The 23333-nt window shown below is 40.2% G+C and carries 23 protein-coding genes; 9 read left to right on the forward strand and 14 right to left on the reverse strand.

Annotated features, from left to right (window positions below):
• Position 1: 1 nt before the first annotated feature.
• The 7 genes from M2448_RS00550 to queD form a co-directional block, all read right to left on the reverse strand.
• Positions 2 to 3049, reverse strand: a complete 3048-nt coding sequence (locus M2448_RS00550; protein WP_280644293.1) for a carboxypeptidase-like regulatory domain-containing protein — start codon at positions 3047 to 3049, stop codon at positions 2 to 4.
• Positions 3050 to 3414: 365 nt separating this feature from the next.
• On the reverse strand, positions 3415 to 5121 hold the full coding sequence (locus M2448_RS00555) for a hypothetical protein (RefSeq protein WP_280644294.1): 1707 nt from the start codon (positions 5119 to 5121) through the stop codon (positions 3415 to 3417).
• Between the two features lie 89 nt (positions 5122 to 5210).
• Positions 5211 to 5594 carry a DUF3244 domain-containing protein gene (locus tag M2448_RS00560; RefSeq protein ID WP_280644295.1) on the reverse strand — a complete coding sequence of 128 codons (384 nt, stop codon included), beginning with the start codon at positions 5592 to 5594 and terminating at the stop codon, positions 5211 to 5213.
• Positions 5595 to 5868: 274 nt separating this feature from the next.
• Positions 5869 to 6201 carry a T9SS C-terminal target domain-containing protein gene (locus M2448_RS00565; RefSeq protein WP_280644296.1) on the reverse strand — a complete coding sequence of 111 codons (333 nt, stop codon included), beginning with the start codon at positions 6199 to 6201 and terminating at the stop codon, positions 5869 to 5871.
• Positions 6202 to 6279: 78 nt separating this feature from the next.
• A complete protein-coding gene (locus M2448_RS00570; protein WP_280644297.1) occupies positions 6280 to 7194 on the reverse strand; it encodes a ribonuclease Z in 915 nt (304 codons plus the stop codon).
• A 7-nt stretch (positions 7195 to 7201) separates the two neighbouring features.
• On the reverse strand, positions 7202 to 7783 hold the full coding sequence (locus M2448_RS00575; RefSeq protein ID WP_280644298.1) for a 7-carboxy-7-deazaguanine synthase QueE: 582 nt from the start codon (positions 7781 to 7783) through the stop codon (positions 7202 to 7204).
• On the reverse strand, positions 7764 to 8126 hold the full coding sequence (gene queD / locus M2448_RS00580; protein ID WP_280644299.1) for a 6-carboxytetrahydropterin synthase QueD: 363 nt from the start codon (positions 8124 to 8126) through the stop codon (positions 7764 to 7766). The genes M2448_RS00575 and queD overlap by 20 nt, the downstream gene beginning before the upstream one ends.
• A 363-nt stretch (positions 8127 to 8489) precedes the next feature.
• Between queD and M2448_RS00585 the strand changes: the two genes are divergently transcribed.
• Genes M2448_RS00585 through M2448_RS00605 form a run of 5 tightly spaced genes read left to right on the forward strand, consistent with a single transcriptional unit; the run spans position 8490 to position 11407 of the window.
• On the forward strand, positions 8490 to 9065 hold the full coding sequence (locus M2448_RS00585; RefSeq protein WP_280644300.1) for a DUF5063 domain-containing protein: 576 nt from the start codon (positions 8490 to 8492) through the stop codon (positions 9063 to 9065).
• Positions 9059 to 9640, forward strand: coding sequence for a 3'-5' exonuclease (locus M2448_RS00590; protein WP_280644301.1), 582 nt, complete (start codon positions 9059 to 9061; stop codon positions 9638 to 9640). The genes M2448_RS00585 and M2448_RS00590 overlap by 7 nt, the downstream gene beginning before the upstream one ends.
• A 5-nt stretch (positions 9641 to 9645) precedes the next feature.
• Positions 9646 to 10569, forward strand: coding sequence for a J domain-containing protein (locus M2448_RS00595; protein ID WP_280644303.1), 924 nt, complete (start codon positions 9646 to 9648; stop codon positions 10567 to 10569).
• 17 nt (positions 10570 to 10586) lie between these two features.
• Positions 10587 to 10874, forward strand: a complete 288-nt coding sequence (locus M2448_RS00600; protein ID WP_280644304.1) for a chaperone modulator CbpM — start codon at positions 10587 to 10589, stop codon at positions 10872 to 10874.
• 53 nt (positions 10875 to 10927) lie between these two features.
• A complete protein-coding gene (locus M2448_RS00605) occupies positions 10928 to 11407 on the forward strand; it encodes a low molecular weight protein-tyrosine-phosphatase (protein WP_280644306.1) in 480 nt (159 codons plus the stop codon).
• 3 nt (positions 11408 to 11410) lie between these two features.
• Here the strand turns inward: M2448_RS00605 and M2448_RS00610 are convergent, their stop codons facing one another.
• The 4 genes from M2448_RS00610 to tatA form a co-directional block, all read right to left on the reverse strand.
• Positions 11411 to 12091, reverse strand: coding sequence for a hypothetical protein (locus tag M2448_RS00610; RefSeq protein ID WP_280644307.1), 681 nt, complete (start codon positions 12089 to 12091; stop codon positions 11411 to 11413).
• Positions 12092 to 12103: 12 nt separating this feature from the next.
• Positions 12104 to 13054, reverse strand: a complete 951-nt coding sequence (locus tag M2448_RS00615) for an NAD(P)-dependent oxidoreductase (RefSeq protein WP_280644309.1) — start codon at positions 13052 to 13054, stop codon at positions 12104 to 12106.
• A 12-nt stretch (positions 13055 to 13066) separates the two neighbouring features.
• Positions 13067 to 13489, reverse strand: a complete 423-nt coding sequence (locus tag M2448_RS00620; RefSeq protein ID WP_280644310.1) for a hypothetical protein — start codon at positions 13487 to 13489, stop codon at positions 13067 to 13069.
• A gap of 87 nt (positions 13490 to 13576) precedes the next feature.
• Positions 13577 to 13765: a twin-arginine translocase TatA/TatE family subunit gene (gene tatA / locus M2448_RS00625; protein WP_280644311.1), complete on the reverse strand. Its 189-nt coding sequence runs from the start codon at positions 13763 to 13765 to the stop codon at positions 13577 to 13579.
• Positions 13766 to 14013: 248 nt separating this feature from the next.
• Between tatA and M2448_RS00630 the strand changes: the two genes are divergently transcribed.
• A complete protein-coding gene (locus M2448_RS00630) occupies positions 14014 to 14670 on the forward strand; it encodes a hypothetical protein (protein ID WP_280644313.1) in 657 nt (218 codons plus the stop codon).
• Positions 14671 to 14726: 56 nt separating this feature from the next.
• Entirely contained in the window at positions 14727 to 16202 is a 1476-nt protein-coding gene (locus M2448_RS00635) for an O-antigen translocase (protein WP_280644314.1), read from the forward strand.
• A 227-nt stretch (positions 16203 to 16429) separates the two neighbouring features.
• Here the strand turns inward: M2448_RS00635 and M2448_RS00640 are convergent, their stop codons facing one another.
• Together M2448_RS00640 and M2448_RS00645 are read right to left on the reverse strand one after the other, a co-directional pair.
• Positions 16430 to 17134, reverse strand: coding sequence for a hemerythrin domain-containing protein (locus tag M2448_RS00640; RefSeq protein ID WP_280644316.1), 705 nt, complete (start codon positions 17132 to 17134; stop codon positions 16430 to 16432).
• A gap of 18 nt (positions 17135 to 17152) precedes the next feature.
• Entirely contained in the window at positions 17153 to 17791 is a 639-nt protein-coding gene (locus M2448_RS00645) for a LuxR C-terminal-related transcriptional regulator (RefSeq protein ID WP_280644318.1), read from the reverse strand.
• Positions 17792 to 18099: 308 nt separating this feature from the next.
• On the opposite strand from M2448_RS00645, the gene tsaE reads away from it, so the two are divergent.
• Both tsaE and M2448_RS00655 read left to right on the forward strand, forming a co-directional pair.
• Positions 18100 to 18513: a tRNA (adenosine(37)-N6)-threonylcarbamoyltransferase complex ATPase subunit type 1 TsaE gene (tsaE, locus tag M2448_RS00650; protein ID WP_280644320.1), complete on the forward strand. Its 414-nt coding sequence runs from the start codon at positions 18100 to 18102 to the stop codon at positions 18511 to 18513.
• Between the two features lie 8 nt (positions 18514 to 18521).
• Positions 18522 to 19442, forward strand: a complete 921-nt coding sequence (locus M2448_RS00655; protein ID WP_280644321.1) for a TIGR01212 family radical SAM protein — start codon at positions 18522 to 18524, stop codon at positions 19440 to 19442.
• On the opposite strand, the gene M2448_RS00660 is transcribed toward M2448_RS00655, so the two are convergent.
• Positions 19431 to 23282, reverse strand: coding sequence for a hypothetical protein (locus M2448_RS00660; RefSeq protein WP_280644322.1), 3852 nt, complete (start codon positions 23280 to 23282; stop codon positions 19431 to 19433). The two genes, M2448_RS00655 and M2448_RS00660, sit on opposite strands and share 12 nt — an antisense overlap.
• Positions 23283 to 23333 lie beyond the last annotated feature (51 nt).

Genomic DNA, 23333 nt, shown 5'->3' on the forward strand with positions numbered 1-23333 from the left:
CTTAAAATTCTAGTGTTAATGAAAGAGAGTAACTGCGAGTTGAAGGAAGATTAAATAGATCGAGCCCGAACCCTGAAGAGTAACCAAAGAGTAGAGATGATGGGTCTACGCCTTTGTAGGGGCTTATGACAAACAGGTTCTGAGCCTGTGCGTTTACTTTCATCGATTTAAACAATCGGTGTGTCTTATTCCTGAATACCGAGTATGTCAACATTACATTCGATAGGCGAAGGAAAGATGCGTCCTGAATGTATTCTTCTCCGACACCGGTAGTACCATAGCGTACCCAGCGATTCTCTGATAGAGGCAGATTTGGATTGTAGAAATCTACGGGAGTGGAATTGACGTTGCCTGCAACATCTACTCCTTTGAATATGTATTGCTTGATATCCCTGTTTCGCGCCGAGTTCTCTGACATTCCTTGATAATCGAGTATAGCCTGAGTTCCATTCCAACGGTCGCCTCCATGATTGTATTCCAGTACAAACGAGAAAGTGAAATTTTTCCACCAGAATGTAGGATTCAGTGACAATATGAAATCAGGTGTAGGGTCTCCTATTTTCTTCAATACGTTGTCAACCATCGGATAACCTTCTGCATCAATAATCTGTTGCCCTTTATCGTTGCGCAGATAAGTTGTTCCATAGATAGCACCTAATGGCTGGCCTTTGGCGAATACTGTCTGTATATCGGTAAACCCGGCTAATGAAATAATATTTCTGTCTCCATAGACAGCCGATACTTTATTCTTTGTCTGACTGAAATTCAATTTTATTTCAAACCCTAAACCGCTACCATAACTATATTTTGTATATCCCGCCGACAGGAAATATCCATAATTGCGCAGCCTGCCTACATTGTTGAGGGTAGCTGTCTGTCCGCTTTCTATAACAGGCGCAATATAATTGTGTGTGTTGTAATAGAACACATTCGCTTCTCCTGAAAACTTATTGGAGGGGGAATGATATCGTAATCCTATCTCGCTCTTCAGGTATGTTTCAGGTTTAAGCCCCTTGTAGCTATATATCTCGGAGTATTCACTGTAATTTCTGAAATCCTTAGCATTCAACAAAGTGGATAATACAGCCGGATTCCTGTATATGAGTGATGATTCTCCTATCGACCTGCCAACTGAGCCATATAATATGAAGTTACGGTTATATCTATCAAATAGATTCTCGATAAATCGTTCCATATTCCATGATGCGCCCAGTTCGGGAAACAGATTTACATAATCTGAGCTTTTAGCCGTATTGGAAAAATAATGCTTGTTGTATGCCTCTACCGTTAAGTCTCCATCTCTGTTGATTATCCTTGTACCATATTTTATATCATGGGCATTACGGATCAACTTGTTATATTCAGAAAAATAAAATTCTGTACTTCCGGATGAGTAATGGTCATTTCTGTTCACTTTTTCCTCTGTATGCTTAAATCCGTAAGACAGAAACCCGTTAATCTTTGTATCATATTTTTTTATTTGCCAGTCCATGTCCGCCTTAGCCATGATGTTGGAAGAATGCATATTCCGGTACGACAGACGTTCCGGCAATATCAGGCTTTCGAATATTCCGCTATGCTTTTTGTTCCATTGTTTGTCATAGCTCAACATTGCGGATGTCTCTACAGCGCTGAATCTTCTTTTGGTCTTCAGATAGGCTAATATATCATTGTTTTTATCGCGGTCGGGTAGCTCGCTTGCCAGCATATATGGATTATGTACATAACCGGGAGCATAAGACGATTGCTTGTCCCCATTGTCAAATGTTACCGGAGTGGTAAGGACAGAGTGCAATAGTGAAGACAGATTTGCACCTTGTTGGGTCAACCTTCCATAAGATGTTTTAAACAGGGCTCCAACTTCACTTTCGAAAGCTCCTGTCCTTATTTTTTCTAAAGTTATAGACGCATTATACGATTCTTTATAAGCATCCTGTATAGTCGAATTATTACGATTCTGTCCCAGTTTTAAAGAGAGAATGCTAGATCCGAAAGTTGCAAAATGAGCGTTTACATAATTACCGAAAGAAATACCTGTCTTGAAAAAGTCTTTCGAATCATATTGTTTTGCAGGAGCTCCATTACCTTCGCCAATAGGTACAAGGTTGCCATTGTTGCTATACTCCAGATTGCTGACAGCAGGCCCCCAACTGAATACTTCATTCCGATCGGCACCCTGCCATTCCCCATTCCGTCCTTGTGCATATTTAGTTTGTAGTTTCGGTGACTTTCCGGCTATACCCACATCGATATATGATGTGAATGAGATTTTCTGTCCTATTGTTTTGTATTTGTCTTGGGCTTGTGTCATCGAGAACTTATTCTTACCAAGATCTTTTATATCCTCAATCTTATTAAGGTATATATTCTGATAGCTTGCAGGCATATTGTTAGTCATAAACAAAACTCCTAGCGTGTCTTTCTTACTGGTCGTCAGATGAGAGAAGACCGGATCGGGATATATTTTCAGTACCGAGTCGGTAACTTCGGCAACCAATACTGTTTCTCCTGTAGCGACATCTTTCAGATAGTCGGCATCGGTGACTGCTTTCAGGTAGAAATATCCTTTCTTGTCGGTCTTTACTTTTATTCCCTGCGACAGAACTTCTATTTCCCGGTTTTCGATAGCTTTGCTCCAGCCATCGGATGTATAGTTTTGCATGAGACGCCCTCTGATATCTTTTACTTTATGCGGATCGGCATTGGAAACCTGCGCTCTCCTTATATTACGTACAACACGCCGATATCCGCCATATTCGCGCATTCTGATATCATATGTATTGGTGGTTTCAGATATCCTTACATATTCAGTTTCATAGCCGAGATACGAAAATCTGAGTTGTTGATTATCTTTGACAGGGATGGTCAAGGAGTATCTGCCTTCTATATCGGTAATGGTGCCGGTTGTGGTACCCTCTAAAATAACGGAACATCCGATCAATGTTTCATAGTTATATCCTTCATACACAGTGCCTGTTATAGTCCGTGTCTGTGCGTAACCGACAATGGAAAGTAACAGGTAGATGCTGATCAATTGAATCTTTCTCATAGCTATTCTGTTTTTTTGATATTGTTTTTCTTATTAGACAGAGCCCGGAAACAATACCCCTAAAAAAGATTCAATTTTTTTTAACAAACCGGATCACAGAATACGAAATATTGATATAAGCAATGCTAATCGTTCGTTTTGGGCAATGCAAATCAACGATCACAGGAGCGGAGCATATGGAAAATGAAAAATAAGCGCGGAAGTGTACATCAGGTATGAGCCGAATCTATAAAGCTTATGCTAAGTTGAGTCTATATACAAAAAACGATTATTTAATGCTATCTCAAATACTGATTGGCATAAATAACATGGAAAAACAGCTTGTTTATCTCCCCACAGGAATAACAGATAGCATAAGAATAACGTTACCCGTCTTCCTCTTTATTAGTAGCCTGTTCGTCTTCAGCAAAAAGTATTTCCTCTATTTCTTCGCGTGGCATACCAGCCTCTACCATCTTATTTCTAAGCTCAAGTTTGCGGAGTTTCATATTGTTTATATGCGAATTTACACCTAATAGCAGTGCCACTTCCTTGCGCCTGTATCCACAATAATAAAGCATAAACAAAAGCAATTCGCGCTCTTCGAGCAGCTCTAAAGCTTTTTGTCCATAAGAATTCTTTGCCAAATGATTCTTTGCTAACTTAATAAACTCTTTATTGGTATTTTGTTTAAAACTGTCTATCAGATTGCGTATGCGGGTATATATCTCGGGTTCTTCTGTTGCCCCCAATTCTTTAGTAAGCTTCTTCACTGTTTTCTCTATTTCCATCCACTCGGTAACGATATTGCGGTATATCTCCTGCATATATGAGAGTGACTCGGCCTGCTGGTCCATTTCTTTTTGAAGCAATCGGTTTTTCTCCACCTCCTGTTCTTTCTTCTGACGCATATTCCTGAGCATAAAGTAAAATATAGCAAAAACAGAAAGTAGCACTACAATACCGCATAATATCAACAACATGTTGCGTATCTGTGAGTTATGTATCTCTTTTTCACGAAGGACGGACTTATATTTGTCCTCAGCTTCTTTCAGCCCACGTTCGCTATTCAGTTCATGTATTTTACGGTCTACACTTCTTAGTGAATCTTTATAATTAGCCGCTTCTTTGTAATTTCCACTTTTCTGGTAATAATAGGAAAGAGACTTATATGCCCCTTGACGTGAATAAATATAACTTATATCAGGCAGGGACTCTTTAACCTTAGTTGAGTAATATCCTGCCGAATCAAGTTGATTTTTATCAATATATAACCTAAATAAGCTAAGATTTATTCGGGCTGCCTCTTCCTTGTTTTCCACTTCTGCAAGGGCTTTGTGCAAATAAGCAGATGATTTTGAAAAATCCTTTTGTTTACGATAGACTCTACCCAACATATGTCTAAAAGTCACTTCTAAATCCTTTCTATCATGTCGTATCGCTTCTAACAATCCTTTATTAAAATAGAAATCGGCACTGTCAATATTTCCTTTATTATAATGTGATTGTCCTATAAAATTTATAACCTTATATTTTTGAGTTTCCTGCCCTTGTGTAAAATTATAATAATAGAATGCTTGCCTGTAGTAGACAAGAGCACTATCTAAAATTCCTTTTTCATAATACGTATTCGCTATGCTTTGTGAACTTTTCGCTACCAATTTATTATCACCTGCCCTCGATGCGTAATATTTTGCTAACATAGTACTTTCCAGATCATCATAAGTAGCCTCATTGCTATAATATACATGTGAAGCATAATAATTAGCATAAGCAGCCTGAGCAGGATTGTTTCGATTGTTAAAGTATTTTTGTGCTTCAAATATCAGTGTGTCATTCTTTACATTCTGAGACAACAATACTTTTGCATGTACATTTGCCACAATATACTCCATATAATACTCCTTGTCCATATTCTGAGGGTTATTTATGGAGTTTAGCAAATAAAGTGCAGCAGAAGGATCGTCTTCCATTTTGCTTTGAGCTTGTGCAAGTATCTCTGTTGAAGGGTTCGATCCTTCACAGGAATATAGAAACACCGTTGTTAATACAAGATAAACAATGTTGAGTTTTCCGGATATTATATTTTTCATTAAAATGGGTTATTAAGGTGAAAGTCCGAAGTTTCCGCCTCCGGACTTTTCTTTATTAACTACATTATGATAACATAGCCGGCTTACAGCTATTTAATCTTGAATTTTCCATGCTGAATTTTATTTCCATTGGCGTCGGTATAGGTTACACTATATTGTCCGGATGATGAAAGAACTTTTATAGGCAGTTTTTGGGTTCTTGAAGTGTCTACGCTTCTTTTTGCATAAACAATCCCCGTAGCGTCATCAGCCACAGTTACACTAATTATACCAAGAGGCGTATCGAAAGATGTTTCCAAATTGTTGCCATCAGTCACTTCTGCCGTTATAGGTGCAGACATAACAGACATAACAACCGTTTCGGCTTCGACAGGAGGTTTTGTAGATGGGGTTCCTCCACCATCATTCGCTATCAGAGAACCGACACTCCCAATACATAATAGAACAAATAAAAACAGGTAGATTTTTTTCATAAGCATCTCAATTTTAAAATTAGTGTTTTTTGCTACAAAAAATATTAAAAGTAGATTGATATTCTGTAAATTTAGCTCATTTCAGCAATTTAACACTTGCAAAAAATGGTGCATATAGCTTTTTAGATCGGCTCGTATTGTGTAATCTGCTATTTTATAGAAGGATGAGTGAAAAATAAGGTGAAGCTGATATGATTTTTTTAACGGAATATACATAACTACAGAGGGTTGTTTCATAGTGAAACAACCCTCGCATTATATTATTTTTCTTATTTTATCTTACAATTACCTTCAATGCCATCTTGCCGGCTTTCAGTATATACAATCCTTTAGGCAGCTCTATATCGCGGCCACCAACACAGGTTTTCAGGTTGACACTTGTCACCTTCACACCAAGTATACTGTAAACTTCCAGATAACCCGAAGTAGGCACATTCTCCATTTTAACGGTAGTAGTTCCGTTTATTCTTAGGTCGAATGACATGGTATTTTGCTGCTGTTGCTCAAATACAGAACTGCTTGCTGGAAAGTCCATTCCCGCAGCATTTGCTGTGAAACCGGCTCCTACAAACAATAATAGAAACAATATTTTTTTGTACCTTATCATATATTATACGCCTAATGAGCACAAATATAGGCATTAAAGATTATAAAAGAATAAAAAAATAAAAAAAAGTAAATTCTTTTACAATTTTTCACGAAGTCCTTCGTTGGCAAGTATTGTATTAGGGAAAATTCCCTTCGCTTCGTCCAGCAATATCTTATTGTTATTGTATCGCGCCGAAAAATGTCCGAGCATCAGTTTCTTTACATTCGCCATTTTGGCAATAGTCGCAGCCTGCTTTGCCGTAGAGTGTCCCGTTTCCTTTGCACGTAAAGCATCTGCTTCGGCAAAAGTAGCTTCGTGATACAACAAGTCGATACCCTCTATAATGGGTATAATCTTTTCGCTGTACGCCGTATCGGAACAGTAGGCATACGAGCGGGCAAGATCGGCAGGTGTCGTCAGATGGGTATGGGGTATCACACGCCCTTCTTCGGTCACGTAGTCTGCACCCTGCTTTATCTTTGCCAACGACTTAACCGGTATGTTATAAAACTTTATCATGTCGGGCAGCAGATGAGCTTCTTTCTGCTTTTCTTCGAACAGGAATCCGGCACAGGGAACCCGATGGAGAAGTGGTATAGTCTTCACCGTCACCGAGCGGTCTTCATATATCACCTCACTCTTCTTCGGATCGAAAGTCTCTATCTTTACCTGAAAAGGATTGTCCTTGCAGAAAAATGCCAGTTCTGGGGCAAGTGTCTCTTCCAGTCCGGCAACGGTATGGATATATAAATCGCCCATTCGTCCAAGCAGTGCCAATGTAGATATCAGCCCTATCAGCCCGAAACAATGGTCGCCATGCAGATGCGATATGAAAATACGGTTGAGCCGCCCGAAGCGCAGCTTACTGCGGCGCAACTGTAGCTGTGTGCCTTCCCCACAATCTATCATAAACAGCTTGTCCCTCACATTCAGGACTTGCGACGACGGATTATGGATTGTGGTCGGAGTAGCTGAGCCGCAGCCCAGTATATCGAGTTCAAATTTCTCCATTATTGCTTTACTCTATATGTATTAGTTTGTGTATTTGCAGGCTTAGCCGCCATTGTGGGTGTTCTTTTATCAGTTCCACACAGTAGGCTACATTTTGCAGGTTTATCTTATCGGCATCGAATATAGGGCTCAGAAAATAGTTCTTTGCCTGCGGAAAGATGGAAATATCGGGTACTGTATCGCCTACAGCTATCGGCATACGTATCTCATCTGCAACGGGTATGCGCGAACGGATGCTTTCATAATTCTTCTTAGGGCTGCATGTGATGTAATCTATCAGTGACGACACAGGACGTGTGCCATTGGTTTCTATTGCCTGTTTGTAGCCGTGACTGCGGAAGAAAGCCAGATGCTCGTCTCTTAGCTGAATAGTAGGTTCGCCCCCTGTCCAGATAATCCATTTGCAGGGATATGTTTGCAGCACCTCCAGTATTTCATCGAGAGTCATGTCGTCACCTTCGGCAAAGTCGGTATCGCAGAAACTACATGCCAGATTACATTTTGTGAGCCTTACAAATATAGAGGCCTCACCGCTACGCCCGCCCTCACCTTGCAGTGAGTAGAATATCTCATTTACTGTCAACTTCATATATTGCACTGGTTTTAGGAGTTTCCGATACCTCTACGGCATAGAGTTCGGGTATGTCTTTTTTGAAGACATCGTACAGGTATTTCGCCATATTCTCGGCTGTCGGATTGAGTGGCAGGACATCGTTCAGGTGTCGGTGATCGAGCTTTTCGTCAATATATCTTTTTACGTTATCCAATTCCCTGTAATCTTTTATAAAACCGACCTCATTCAAATGCTCACTTCTCAGATGCACAGTCACCACATAGTTGTGCCCATGTAGGCGCGAACAGGGATGCTCCTGTGGTAAGCCCTCGAGAATATGCGAGGCCGAAAAAGAAAATTGTTTACTTATTTTGTACATAATTGTTTATAATCTGTTCTTTATTAAAAAGGTAACAAAGGTACATATATTCTTATTTAATATAAATATTTAAGTAACAAAGTATTTATCCTGTCTTTAAAAACCTCAAATTATAAATCCCATATTAATGTCAATCAGTATTTGATTTGTACTGCCTCAATCTTTGTCCGGGATTTATAAATTTAGTTCATCACTAACACACACTCCTGTGCTAGCTTTTCATTTTATATACACTTCGCTACTCAGCGACCTGTCATCAGTTTGCCGGCTGAAATAGACAAACCGGTTAAAAAACCTTTTCCTTTTCGTTACTTAACAAATTATCTCCTAAATTTGTTATTCTAATAAAATAACGATTGGAAAATGACCGACCAGTTAAAAGAAATAGTGTATTCTCGTGATACGATAGAGTTTGTTACAGTAGCAGTGCAGTACTGTGCTTTCCTTGAGAATTTTGAAGAAACAACAGAATCGGAACTTACCGATAAGCTGACTAAATTACTCCCCCTGCTTTACCTGAAAGCTTCGCTTGTTCCCGAGACAGATACTGTAAATGAGGAAGATCCCGAAATAAGTGTAACGGAAGACGATTACAACTATATATCATCCAGATTATATAATATATACCTGAATAATGACGCATATCTCGAAGTATTCCTGCAAGATATGAAATACAGTGAAACTCCTATTGCTGCCAGCATCAGCGAAGACCTTGCCGACATCTATCAGGATCTGAAAAACTTTGCCACTATATTCGAACGAGGTATAACAGAGAATATGAATGACGCATTGTATGTGTGTATCGAAAACTTTAAGGAATATTGGGGGCAAAAACTCGTAAATGTATTGCGGGCACTGCATTCGCTCAAATATACAGCAGATGCCGGCCTGCTGGATGAAGATAACTCCGAACCTATTGATACCGATGAACTATGGTGAATACAATATCCAAAGAGGTGTTAGCAAGCTATGCCCAAGAAGTTTTTACTGGCAGGATTATAGTTGTACAAAGTGAAGCCGAGGCGACAAAAGCATGCTCGTATCTGGAAAAGTATAATATAATCGGATTCGATACCGAGACCCGTCCCGCGTTCCGCAAAGGAGTATCGCATCAGATAGCCCTGATGCAGTTGTCGACAGACGACACCTGTTTCCTGTTCCGGCTCAACATAATAGGATTGCCCGATTGTCTGGCAAACATTCTGGTAAGTCCTGCCATTAAAAAAATAGGGCTTTCTCTGCGTGACGATTTTTCAGCTATACACAAGCGAAAATCTCTTGTTCCTTCCAATTTTGTAGAACTACAATCATTTGTCAAAGATTATGGCATAGAAGACAATGGCTTGCAGCGCATTTATGGCATACTTTTTGAAAAAAGAATATCGAAAGGGCAACGCCTGTCGAACTGGGAAGCAGACATATTATCTGATGCTCAGAAAATGTATGCCGCCATCGACGCATGGGCTTGTCTGAAAATATACAAAGAATTGGAATACAGAGAAAAAATAAAATAAGACATATGGCATTTATAGATTATTACAGCATATTGGGTATATCCAAAACTGCCAGTGCAGACGATATAAAGAAAGCATACCGCAAACTGGCAAGGAAATACCATCCGGATATTAACCCTAACGATGAGGAAGCAAAAAAGAAATTTCAACAGATAAACGAAGCGAACGAGGTTTTATCCGATCCTGAGAAACGAAAAAAATACGATGAATACGGAGAAAACTGGAAGCACGCCGAAGAATATGAGAAAGCACGTCAGCAGCAATCGCAAAATGGCGGTTTTGCCGATTTTGGCAGCTTTGGAGGCTTCAGTGGAGGGGCTTACAGTTTTGAAGGGGGTAGCGAAGATGGGTTTTCAGACTTCTTCGAGTCTCTATTCGGTGGCAGTAGGGCAGCATCCGGCAGTCGGCGCAGCAGTAGAGGATTTCGTGGTCAGGACTTCACTTCCGAGCTTCATCTTAACTTACGCGATGTGTATGAGACACATAAGCGTACTATAACCATCAATGGCAAGAACCTGCGCATTAGCATTCCGGCCGGAGTAACCGACGGACAGGTAATAAAGCTTACCGGACAGGGTGGACAAGGTGCGAACGGAGGACCTAGTGGTGATTTATATATCACGTTCGTAATAGCTGAAGACGCTGGCTTCAAACGAGTTGGAGGCGATCTGTACACAACTGCTGATATAAGCCTATACACAGCTGTACTAGGTGGTGAAGAGACAGTAAACACCTATACCGGAAAGGTAAAACTGAAGATTGCAGCAGGTACTCAGAATGGAACAAAAGTAAGATTGAAGGGAAAAGGATTTCCTGTCTACAAAAAAGAGGGACAATTCGGCGACCTTATCATTACCTATGCAATAGCAATACCGACAAACCTGAACGCCGAGCAGAAAGAATTGTTCGAAAAACTGGCGAAGTCTTAATTTAAAGTTTTACGATTATGAACACAGAACTGATAATAATACGAGAATATTGTATCCAGAGCCGGATAGAACCGGACTTTATCGTACAACTCGAAAATGAAGGGCTTATAGAGGTAACGATCGTCAACAACGAACGATATTTACACATATCGCAACTGAGCGATGTGGAGCAATATGCGCGCTGGCACTACGATCTCTCTATCAATGTGGAAGGAATAGACGTTATCCGCAACCTGCTGGGCAGAATACACGACATGAGAGCAGAGATAACACAGCTGAAAGCTCAATTACGTCTAATAGATTAAGAAAGGGAACAGTATCCTGTCATTTTTGTTTACTTAAAAATTAGAGAAAACACATGAAAAACTATAAAGTCCTCTTCGTCTGCCTCGGAAATATATGCCGCTCTCCGGCCGGAGAAGGTATTTTCAAAAAAATGGTAAAAGAACAAGGATTAGACAATCTGATTACAGTCGATTCGGCGGGTACATCGGGTTATCATGACGGAGAATTACCGGACTCGCGTATGCGTCAGCATGGGGCACGCAGAGGGTATAAATTTGATTCTTTATCACGTAAATTTACCAGTCGCGATTTTGATAACTTCGATATCATACTGGCTATGGACGATAATAATTATCGCAATATCATGCGCCTGGCTATAGATCTCGAATCAGAGAAGAAAGTATATCGCATGACAGATTTTTCGCAACGTTACAGCCACGACCATGTTCCTGATCCGTACTATTCGGGTGCAGATGGGTTCGAATTAGTATTAGATTTACTGGAAGATGCTTGCGAAGGGTTGCTGGATAAGATGAAGAACAGGGAACTATGATACCTATTTTTTCTGCATGTCAACAAAAACCGTCTTCATTGCCTTTAACACAGGATTTTGTCCTACTGCAGTTTCTATAGTTCCGTCGAATGTATATTGGGATTGTAAGAGATAGTATTTTCTTTCTCCATCGGCATTCAACTCATACGCCCAGTGATTAGAGTATTGGAGTAGCCCGCTTACAGATACTTTATAGCCGCTAGTATCTTCGTCCAGCTTCAACTTTATTATCGGCTCGGGTATGTAAGAATCGGCTCCTCGCCCGATAGCCGCAGTAACAAGGTCTACTGCCGTTTGTCGATCCAGATAGTTCAGTGCTCTTTGTATCCCATCATATTCCTTTCGCTCCGATTTATAGAGAGTGTTTACAATCTTATTATATTCGCTATCCAACTTTACATGACCCCAGTATATATTATCCTCTGCTTCGTACAATATCCCGGTATAATTATTCCAGCCTGCCTTTTTCAATAAAGGTTCATTCAACACTGTTTCTATCAGATTACAGGCAGAGGCGGGAACTGCATATGCCAGCCCCTTCCCTCTCTCAATCATATCTAGTTTTAATGGTAATTCCACATTTACATCCACAACAGAATACTTTGTAATATTTTTAGTTGTACGGCACGAAAACAACGTCCCCAGTAAAATAATAACAGACAGTAAAACAAAAAGCTTATTCATAATATTCATAGATCAATTTACCTTGTCGATCTCTCCTCCTTCAAAGAAATTGATGATATTTTTCGCTACTTCCAGTTCCATGTCTAGTCGTGCTGCATACGTTTTTGTTCCTGCATGAGGACATACGATCGCATTGTCTAGTTCCAATAGCTCGGGTAATATCTTCGGTTCGCGTTCAAATACATCCAGTCCCGCAGCCCAGATATCTCCTCTGCGCAATGCAACAGCCAGTGCAGACTCGTCTACCAAAGCTCCACGCGCTGTGTTAATTAGTATTGCCGTATCTTTCATTTTTCTGAATTGCTCTTCACCCATCAGGTGGTGTGTTTCAGCCGTTGAAGGAGCATTCAAAGAGAGTACATCAGACTCTGCCAATAAGGTATCGAAATCGACATAGACAGCATTATATCGGCTTTCTATATCTTCTGCTAAACGGTGTCTGTTATGATAGATGATCTTCATGCCCGAAGCCACAGCTCTGCGTGCAACTGCCTGCCCTATACGTCCCATACCATATATACCCAGTGTTTTCCCATAAATAGGCATACCCAGATCGCCGAACAATCCCCAGTTCAGCCGTTCGCCGCTATGTAGTTTATGATTGTAATATGCCACTTTACGAGCCGTAGCCACTATCAGCGCAAAGCAAAGTTCTGCTGTGGGTTCGAGTACCGATTGCGGCGTATTGGTTACTGTAATACCTTTAGAAGCGGCATAAGCCACATCTATATTATTGTAACCGACACCATAATTTGCAATCAGTTTCAGATTTTTTCCTGCATCTATAATCTCTGCATCTGTCTGGAATGAAAAATTCGGCACAAGCACATCTATATCTGCAATCCGCTCTATTATATCTGCTTTGGAGAATAGATCCTTTTCGGGATAAATGACTTCGAATTTTCCCTCAAGACTAGCAAAACCTTCTCTTGCAAAGTTCTGCCCCATCAGTATTTTTGTCATAATATAGTACTTTTACAAAATGCCTCTCTCTTTCAACATCCGTTGCACCCTATTCCAGTCTACATACGGTCTGTCTGAGATATCTTCATTGTATAGCAGAGGACAGCCCAAACCGGCATCGTCTATATACATCTGACCGTAAGCTTTAGGCGATGACGTCCAGAAGCGCTGTGTAGGATTCTTCTGAATTCCATATAATGCTATGCCATTATCCTCGAACCACTGAACGGCTTCGGTCAGTACGTTCTCCTCAACAATAACTTCTTCACCGTTTACTTTCTTTTTCTTCTTACGGTCGCTGCGCATAGTGAAAAGAATCAGCCGATGTCCTTTTTCCACAAGTGCTTTCAATACGGGAACAGCCCCTATGTCTTTACCTATCTCCGGATAGTCGTGTGTTACACATGTTCCGTCAAAATCTATACATATATCCATTGCCGAAATATTAATTAATCTGTTTTTAAAAAGAGAAACCCGAAGCAATACAGTTCCGAGTTTCAAATATCTGATATGAAATTATATTCATTCTTTTTCAGTTCCTTTTATATCTTCTTCGAGTCCGTTTACGCCGTCTTTGAAGCTTTTTACTCCTTTACCGATACCTTTCATCAGTTCAGGAATCTTCTTGCCTCCAAACAGGAGCAGGACAACGATTGCTATAATAATTATTTCTGCGGTACCCAAGTTCCCTAAAAATAGAAGTGTGTTCATCCGGATTATTTTTACGTTATAAGATTTCTTTTTGCTAAAGTAGTCAGAATAAAATTATTTCGTATATTTTTTCACATAATTTTGATTTCTAACCTCAGACCATGTAATAGATTCATATAAAAATCGCTCTAAGAATTAGCATAAATATATCATACATCTATCGAGAATTACTTTTGATGTTTCCTCTTTAGCCGCTGTAAAACAAAATACTTATCTTTATTGCGGATAAATATCCTACACAAATATTTATGAGAAAATCATGTTTCTTTATCCTGCTAATATTCGGACTGTTAGCCTGTCGTCAAACGGTAAAAGGCCCGACATTACCATCTAATGTAAAAAAAGTTTCAATCCTTGAGGTCAATGGTTGGGGACCAAACTATGAATTTATCAACGATTCTGTTGTACTTGCCGACCCGAACTATATGGTTATCATGGGGCTTTTGGAAATGGATAAGAATTTTAGGATGAAAGCTACGAAACGTCTCAGTTTTTATGGCGATTATTATTATGGTGAAGCTTATGCTGCACGCTGGCTGAGAAATACGGTGTTACAGCTAATTGATAGTTTTCCTTCCGACTCGATACTGACATGGAATGATATTCAGCCGCAGATATACGATGCTCATTATTATATGGTATTGATTGAAAAAGAAGATGGAAGCATTACCCGTTTGAGTGGCCGTCCATTCTCCATATCGGAAGAAACATCTGAATTGTCTTGGTTTTTCTGCGATTCGGTAGAAACTTTTATAAAAAAGAACAAGACAATAGCAAATCAAGACTCTATAAGAAAAGTTTTGAGAGGCTATGAGAAATACGTATCAGAATTTAACATGTATCCGCCATTGCCGGAAAATGTGATTATAAAATTTACTCCTCCTTCTATATCCGATAACTTTTGATCAGATAGAAGATACATTTTTAGTAGAAGGCTCAAAAGACTAACCCTTAAAAAGCATTGAAAAAAGAAAACTCGTCATATAACCAGATACTGAAATCGACCACCATATTCGGAGGGTCTCAGGTGCTTATTATCCTTATCGGGCTCATACGCACCAAGATCATCGCAGTGCTATTGGGAACAGCAGGGATCGGTATTATCGGCATTTATCAATCGGTTATAGAGATGGTACGTTCGACCTGTAGTCTTGGGATAGATACAGCCGGAGTAAAAGACATAGCCGAAGCGGATAGCAACACAGATAAAGATTCCCTGTATAAAACAATCGCGCGTTTCAATAAATGGTTTCGTGGCAGTGCGTTGTCAGCATTGCTTATTTGCATCGCATTCTGTTATCCGATAAGCCATTGGGCATTCGGCAGTGACGAATATGCAATATATATTGCCTGTCTGTCGATAGCTGCTGCACTACACATACTGGCTACCGGAAAATCTACCATACTACAGGGACTACGCAAAATACCCGAAATGGCAAAGTCGGCGGTCTGGGGCAGCCTTATCGGACTTATTGTCACCATTCCTGTTTACTACGTCTGGCGGTTGGATGGTATTGTTCCGGCACTGATAATAAACGCCTTTATATGGTTTCTGTGCGTAATATTCTATTACAGAAAGCAGGCCATAAAAAAAGTCAATATATCGAATAAAGAAGCTTTTGAGGCTGGGCTTAGCTCGCTCCGACTGGGTGTATATATTGTTTTGGCAGGAATAGTGAGTACAGTGAGCATGTTTCTTGTCAGGGCTTATATATCGCGCAACATAGACTTGGATGCTGCGGGTCTGTTCCAGTCGGCATGGGTGATTACGAATGTATATCTGGGGCTTATACTCAGATCTATGGGCTCGGACTATTTTCCACGTCTATCTGCCATATCCGGCGAAAAAGAGAAAGTAAAGAAACTGGTAAATGAACAAAGCTATATTGTATTGGTAATAGCTTTACCTATCATTGTGGGAATGCTGCTTTTCTCCGATTTTGTGTTGTCGGTCTTGTATTCCTATGACTTTACAGGTGCGGGCACTATATTAAGATGGCAGGTGCTCGGCACTTTCCTAAAGGTTTTGGGCTGGCCGATCTCATTCATTCTTCTGGCTAGAAACAAAGGCTTTCTGTTCCTTATTACAGAAGTTATGTTCTATGCCTCTTATCTTTTGTCGGCTTATCTGTTATATCCGGCATACGGGCTCGATGCTGCGGGTATCGGTTACCTGATAGCCTACGCGGTATATTTTCCGGTTATTGTATGGGCAGGATATAATATTTCGGGATTCAAATGGAACGGAGATATACTGAAAATGACATTGGCAAGTCTGATCTTTATATGTGCAGCGTTTTACATCGCGCACTATCATACAGGGTACACACTTGCATGGAGTATAGCCATCCTGTGTCTATCTCTGCTATATGCTTATATAAAACTCAAAAAGGTATTTAGTGTAGAAGATCTGAAAAACTGGTTCAGGAAAAAATAGTACAGGTTGTTGTTCACAAGCGGTCAGAAGATTATAAGCTTTTCATTTTTAGTAAATTGCCACGACTTTCAAGTCGTGGATAAGGGTTGATAAAGTAAAAAGGCTTTAGCCAAATATAGCTTTACTCTGCTTTTATTTGACTAAAGTCCATTATCTTAAGATATTCCTTTTAACACCTCCACTTAAAAGTGGAGGCAATTATAGACAATATAGGGACCTACTCTAAGTTATTTACCAGCCTGTTCTTTTTCCATTTCTTTTACACGAGGAATCACCAGATTGTCTTCTATGAAAGTATGTGCTTCCAGTTCTTCTTCTGACATATATAGTTCGGTAAGTATATTTATCATCAGCATCTGATCGGTAGTGGCGGGCACATATTTCATCAGTATCTGTTTCAGGTCGTTCATCTTGCCCTCAATATCGTTGTGACGTTCTTCAAAAATATTGATCGAATATCTGTCATCACACGATTTATTCATCAGTGAATAAACATAGGGAAACACTGTATCATCCTCATACTCCATATGCTCGTGCACCTCTTTGGTATAATTGTCAAAAAAATCGAGCACAACATGCTGTAAGCCCTTATCCGTATCGGCGAATACGAGCTCCAGTTTGCGGCGGATATTCGGTAGCCTTCTTTCCAGAAAATAGCTATGTGAGCTTTTCAGATATTGCAGGAATGGCTGTAAAGGCAATTTTCGGAAAGCTTCTTCTATATTTATTATCGACTTGTTGGATTGATAATTGGCAAGGAAAAGGAAACAATCCGGATCGAATCCGTTTTCCTGACAGACAACATCAACACTCTTTTCTCCGAATCCCAACGAGATATTCAGGCGGTTGAGGAGCAACAACAGATGATAATCGGCGTCTATCAGATCCGACATTTTCATCGACTTCTTAAATATAATAGTTACATTTTTCATCTTTACAGTCTCTTTCTTTTATTCATCCTGATATTTTATTTCGGAGATATCCACAAGTTTGTTTATTATCGCATATATGGTAAGCCCCGATATACTATGCACTTTGAGCTTGCGGGTTATGTTACGGCGATGTGTTATGGCTGTATGTATCGAAATATTGTGATGGTCTGCGATTTCCTTATTGCTCATTCCTGTCACCACGCTTATCAATATCTCTTTCTCCCTGTCGCTCAGTTCTTCCTGATCGGGCTGATTACTTTGATCTTTATTAAGGCATTTATCAAGTGTTTCCTCTATCTTCGATTCCGAATCGTTTATCTTAATAATCCCGTCATACGACCGGTAGAACTGTTCATCTATCAGATTATATACCAATGCTATGACAGCCGTTTTCTTTTCCAGGTTAAGTTGCTGCCTTACATCCTGCCTCGATGAGTGCCCGAGCAACATCGGATTTATGAGGACTGCATCGGGTTGTAATATATCTAATTGGTAATTTATATCTTCCATTTCTTTCAGTTCTACAACTTTACCCACACTCGACAACTGGGATAAAACATAGACCAGACCCTTACGGATGATATATGATGTTTCGGCTACAGCCAATACTTTCTTTGTATTCGACATCGTTTGCGACAGTTTCTTATCTAGAATCATTCTTTATAATCGACAAATTTCGTTATAAAATGTGTTATAAACAAATGTTATTGAATATAATACAGAGGGTACAAATGAAATTCTAGTCTAAGGTTATTCTTTCCCTGTAAATTTATCTATATGTAAGAATCGTTATGAGTTAAATAATGAATAAGCTTTGCTGAATGTTGTTTCGAAGAATCGATGGAGTCAACAAAGTGTAGCTAAAACGATAAAACTGGCAAATGTGTAATTTTTGTAAGGTTTTAGTTAAAAACAGTATTTCTATTATTTACTTACTTTATCTTTGCTTAAAATATTTAGAAACAATGACACTGAAAATAGAATCTCTCGACAAAATAGACGAAACAGCCATCGAATTTATAAAAGGTATGGGCGACAATACTGTATTTGCCTTTCGGGGTGAGATGGGTGCAGGTAAGACAACTTTTATAAAGTCTATCTGTGAAAATCTGGGTGTTTCGGACACAATAAACAGCCCTACTTTTGCCATTGTAAATGAATATCGCTCCGATAGCGGTGAACTTATATACCACTTCGATTTTTACCGGATAAACAAGATAGAAGAGGCTTATGACTTTGGCTATGAAGACTACTTCTATAGTGGAAGCCTTTGCTTTATAGAATGGCCGGAAAAAGTAGAAGACCTTTTGCCGCACGATACTGTAAATGTATATATAAAAGCATTGGAAGATGGTAGCAGGGAAGTGACAATAAAGTGACCACAAGGATGGAAAACAAATTCTACAAGGAGTTTGGAGAACTTCTTAAACAACACTTCCCCTACAAGGTGCAGAAGATCTCTGTAAATGCAGGTTTTACCTGCCCCAACAGGGATGGATCGAAAGCAGTAGGCGGATGCACTTACTGTAACAATCAGAGTTTCAGTCCCGGATATGGAGGTAAACAACGATCGGTCAGCGATCAGCTGAGAGATGGTATAGCCTTCTTCTCATACAAATATCCAAACATGAAGTATCTGGCATATTTTCAGTCTTATACAAATACATATGATAGTATAGATAAGCTGATAGCTCTGTACGAAGAGGCACTGGCTTATCCCGATGTTGTCGGGCTGATTATAGGTACTCGCCCCGACTGTATGCCGGATGAATTGCTGGACTATTTTGCGGAACTGAATAAACGGACTTTCCTCATCATAGAGTATGGACTGGAATCGACACAGGATGCTACTCTGGAATTTATAAACAGGGGGCATACACATGCCGAAAGTGAGGAAGCGATACGTAAAACGGCAGCGAAAGGAATCTACACAGGCGCACACCTTATTCTGGGGTTACCGCACGAGAGTAGAGAAACAATACTGGGACACGCAGATGTCGTATCCAAGCTACCACTGACTACACTGAAAATACATCAGCTGCAACTGATAAAAGGCACAGTGATGGCAAAGCAGCACAGGGAGCATCCCGATTGGTTCGACCTGTTTGAGGTGGATGATTATATCGATCTGTGTATCGACTTTGCAGAACGGCTGAACCCCGACTTTATAATAGAGCGGTTTATTTCTCAGTCGCCAAAGCAGCTTCTGATCGCTCCCGACTGGGGTTTGAAGAACTTCGAGTTTACCGCTAAGGTACTCAAACGCTTTGCCGAAAGGGAGACCTATCAGGGACGGTTATTCAGGTAGAGCCTGAGGCTTCTCTTCTTTGTCTTTCTTTCCACTAAAGAAGTTCTTCACTTTGGTAAAGAAGCCTGCAACCTTCTTCAATCGGTTCTGCTTTCCTTGCGATACACCAACCGACTCCACTACAGCCGGTTGTATAATCTGCCAGAAGTAGTTGAATGAGGAGTGATAAGGATCACGTTCTATATAGATATTCGCCTCACGCGGTTTCGACTTAGGCTTGTTAGGATTATTTGACCTGACAATCATATTTGCCATACTGGTCAGGAACTTATTAGGCTCTTCCGTCTCGGTATCTTTGAGGATACTCAGCTTAAGGTCATTATACAGGAGTAGCATATCAGCATGCGCATCCATACTGGTAGCTTCAGTTCTGAAACGGAAATCATTTATGAATCCTTTTGTGATCTCGGCTTTTGCCAATGGCAGGAATATCTGGTTGAGCTCTCTCAGATCAAAGTCTTTAAGCCGGGCATCCAGCACAAAGCAGTCATAGTCTGCACTGACAGGGATATCCCATTGTGCTGTAAAATGCCCGTTATCCATAAAGCGTCCATCAATGTCGAGCTGCATGTACTCTTCGGGATACGAGGCTATATTGGTAAGCTTGGAGAAGCTGCCGTTCATGTTGCTAAAGAGAATCTTACCTGTCTCTGTACCGCCTTTTGGCAGTTCCTCGTACACAACGGAGAAATCGGAGATGTTAGCTTTAGCTATATCCAGCCCGAAAGGTAGTTCCTGTATTTTCGTATAGATCATCGGCTGCATCTTGGGAGGGGTATATATCTGCTTATTCTTTAGATTCAAAAGCATGCCCTTACTCACATCCAGACTGGATGCTTTGAGAATATTGCTTTTGAAGAACAATGGATAATCTACCCCAGAGAGTGATATATTACCTACGCTAACATCGAACCAGTCCTTGTGTAACGGGTGATTATACGAGAACTCCATTTTGGGGTATGCGGGAATCATGTGCATACCGGATATTTGTGCCTTACCTTGTTTCTTATCCAGTTCTATCCTGCCAAAAGCCAGTGTATAAAACCCATCCATGATAGGAAATCTGAGGTCTGTCGTATTAAAGCGAAAGTCGTCCATATCCAGTTCACCCAGATCGGTATTGAGTGTCAGATTACCTATATTGAGGTTGGTCTTATTAATAGTCCGATGTTTGACTACCCTTTTATCCAATGCATGGTTATAATTGATATTTGCATCTGAGATATTGATATCCTTAATAGAAGCTTCATTTACATAAGGCCTTAGCATTGCATACAGGTTAGAATTGGAAGACTTATCTGATGTAGTGTCCACTCTTGCCCGGTAGTTCTCATCAATATCGAGATATGGCTTTACCAGACTCACAGAAGTAAGGGCTAGTACTGACTTATCCTGCTTTGTCAAGTGCAATCCAGAGAAGTTAAATGATTCTGTTTTAAACAGAAGTTTCAGATCAGACTGTTGGTGGCTAAACTGAGGCTTAGTTATAACAAACGTCTCGATATTAACATGCTTCCCTAACATATCCAATGACTGATTCTTATCTGCCTGTTCAGCTTCTTTTGCTTCATGTGAAATATTGGAGATCACAGGAGATTGCAGTATAAGTGCTTTTACATCCAATCCTTTGTGAGGAACCCAATCCAAAGACCTTAGGTTTAAAGCATAGAGATCGGCTTTTATACTATCGCTCTTCACCTTATCTAACAGAGTGACTTTTGCCCCCATAATATTTATGGTATCAGCAAATAGCCTGCTTATTTTGGAAAGAAGCCCTTTACTAGTAGTATCCTTTTGTTCGGTTGATGCGCCTGTCTTAACAATCCTGATGTCGGGTGAAGCCATCTTAAAAGACTTTACCTGTATAGCTTCGTTATTTGCATAGGCTTCATTATTAAAGCCACGAATGTCTATCAATGATGTCTTAAAGTCGTAATATGTATCAGGCACATCTGTCCATGTCGCTGTCTGAGGCACAAGCCTTACATCTTCCAGTTTCAACTTTCCGGTCAGCGTAGAAATATCAGCATCCTTCACCTGTAAGCGGTAATAACCTCCCGGCAGCAGGTTGTCAAAGTCTTTAATGGACAGCCCGATGTCATTGCATGTAAACAGATACCGCGATGCTCTTCTGGTCTGCTCATCAATAAGGAACTCTGTAGCATAAAAATTAAGATGTTGCAGACGATATGTCTCTTTCATCGTCTTGTCATGAAAGGTGATATTTGCATCTTTCAGATTGATATTCCTGACAGACAGATAGTCGGCATAAGGGGTAAACATATCCAGTATGTCTTCCGGCTTTTCCGAACCCTTACTCTTTGGCTGTTTAGGCACATTTTGAGTAACCTTGTAGTAATCAATATTGAAGGAGTCGATCCGGAGCTGGCTGGCTGAAACCCCCTTATCGTAATCGAGCCCTTCTATACCTATCTGCTTGATTCCACCTGACATATAGTCCTTAGATGAGCTTAAGGATAATGGCTTTACTGTGATATCTGATATTTGGAAGCTACTATCTATTGTGCTCAGGTATAAACTATTGGCACTGATGTTTGAGTTATTGCTTTCCATCAGCCCATTAATATTATCTCCGGTCAGGGTAAAATTGTCTACATACCAGAACTTCTTCTGCTGCTCGGAAAGCGAGTCTACAAGAAAGTTATTCGCATGGAAATCAAAATGATAAAGTGTGTAAATATCCGTATATCCTTTCTGAGTCAATGTATAGTTGAACTTTGTCTTTTCAATTCCTATCTTGTCAATAGATATACTATGCAGGATGGGTGACAATATGCTGTATAGCGACCATGTTTGATCACTTATTGTATCGGTTATCTGTAATTTATCCTTCTCTACCTTCTGCGGTGTCTCACCTCTCACACTATAATACTGTATATCGGTAGACGCTATATCGAACGATGTGGCATGAAGGTAATTCTCAGCATTCTCCCTTTTGAAACTAACTCCTTTCAGAGCAACCGACTCTATCTCAGCCTTTATATATCCGCCCGGGGTATGCATCCTGTTGTTCCAGAAACTTTCTTCCGGTGCAATATGAACTCCCTCGATGCTCATCAAAGACTTGATTGTGCTCAGCCTTATATTTTGAGTCTCCAGTATCAGCTGATCACTATAGAGAAGCTGTTGCGGCTGATCTGCCTCGAACTCGAAATGGTCACAGTAAAGCAGTTTTCCCGAATTGTAAGAGTCTTTATTTAAGCGAAAATTGAAAGCCCTGAAATTAGCCCCTTTCAGTCCATAGATAACAGGTGAAACCGAATCTTCAACCACATAATGCACATTAGCGTTACTCAGTTTTATACGGTTAACGGTCAGTTCGTCAATATAGGGGGAAACAACCTCATACAATGTTCTCAGGTCTTTGCCCGGATACTCTTCTTTTTTCTGCACATACGATAAGACAGGCTGAACAACCTTGATATCAGGCGATTTTAGTTCGAATAAGCTGAAATGCAGGTTTGTATAGTCTTTCTGCCATGTGAGGTTTATACCTCTGAAATGGATTTCCCCGATATGAATGTTATAGTAGACTTCGGGTAGACTATCACCACTCTTCCATTGCACAAGTGCGACTGAGTCGGGCTTTAGTTCAACCCCCTGAATAGAAAGTTCTCCCGAGAAAAAGCCTACAGATAATTTATCGAACGAACAGCGATAGAATCCGTTTGTGGCTTTCAGTACCTCCTCGCTAAGGCGCTCATTCAATTTTGATTGCAGACGGTAGGTCATGTACCAGTTTACAGCAAATCCTCCCACAATTAGCAGTGTGAGTATGAGAAGAAGAATCTTCGGTATTCTGAGCCCTTTTATAGCCATCAAACAGCGTTAGTTTTGTTCCGTCTATCCTTATTGAACAAGTATAAAGAG

The organism is Dysgonomonas sp. PF1-14, from assembly GCF_029892965.1.
In the GTDB taxonomy this organism is placed as follows: domain Bacteria; phylum Bacteroidota; class Bacteroidia; order Bacteroidales; family Dysgonomonadaceae; genus Dysgonomonas.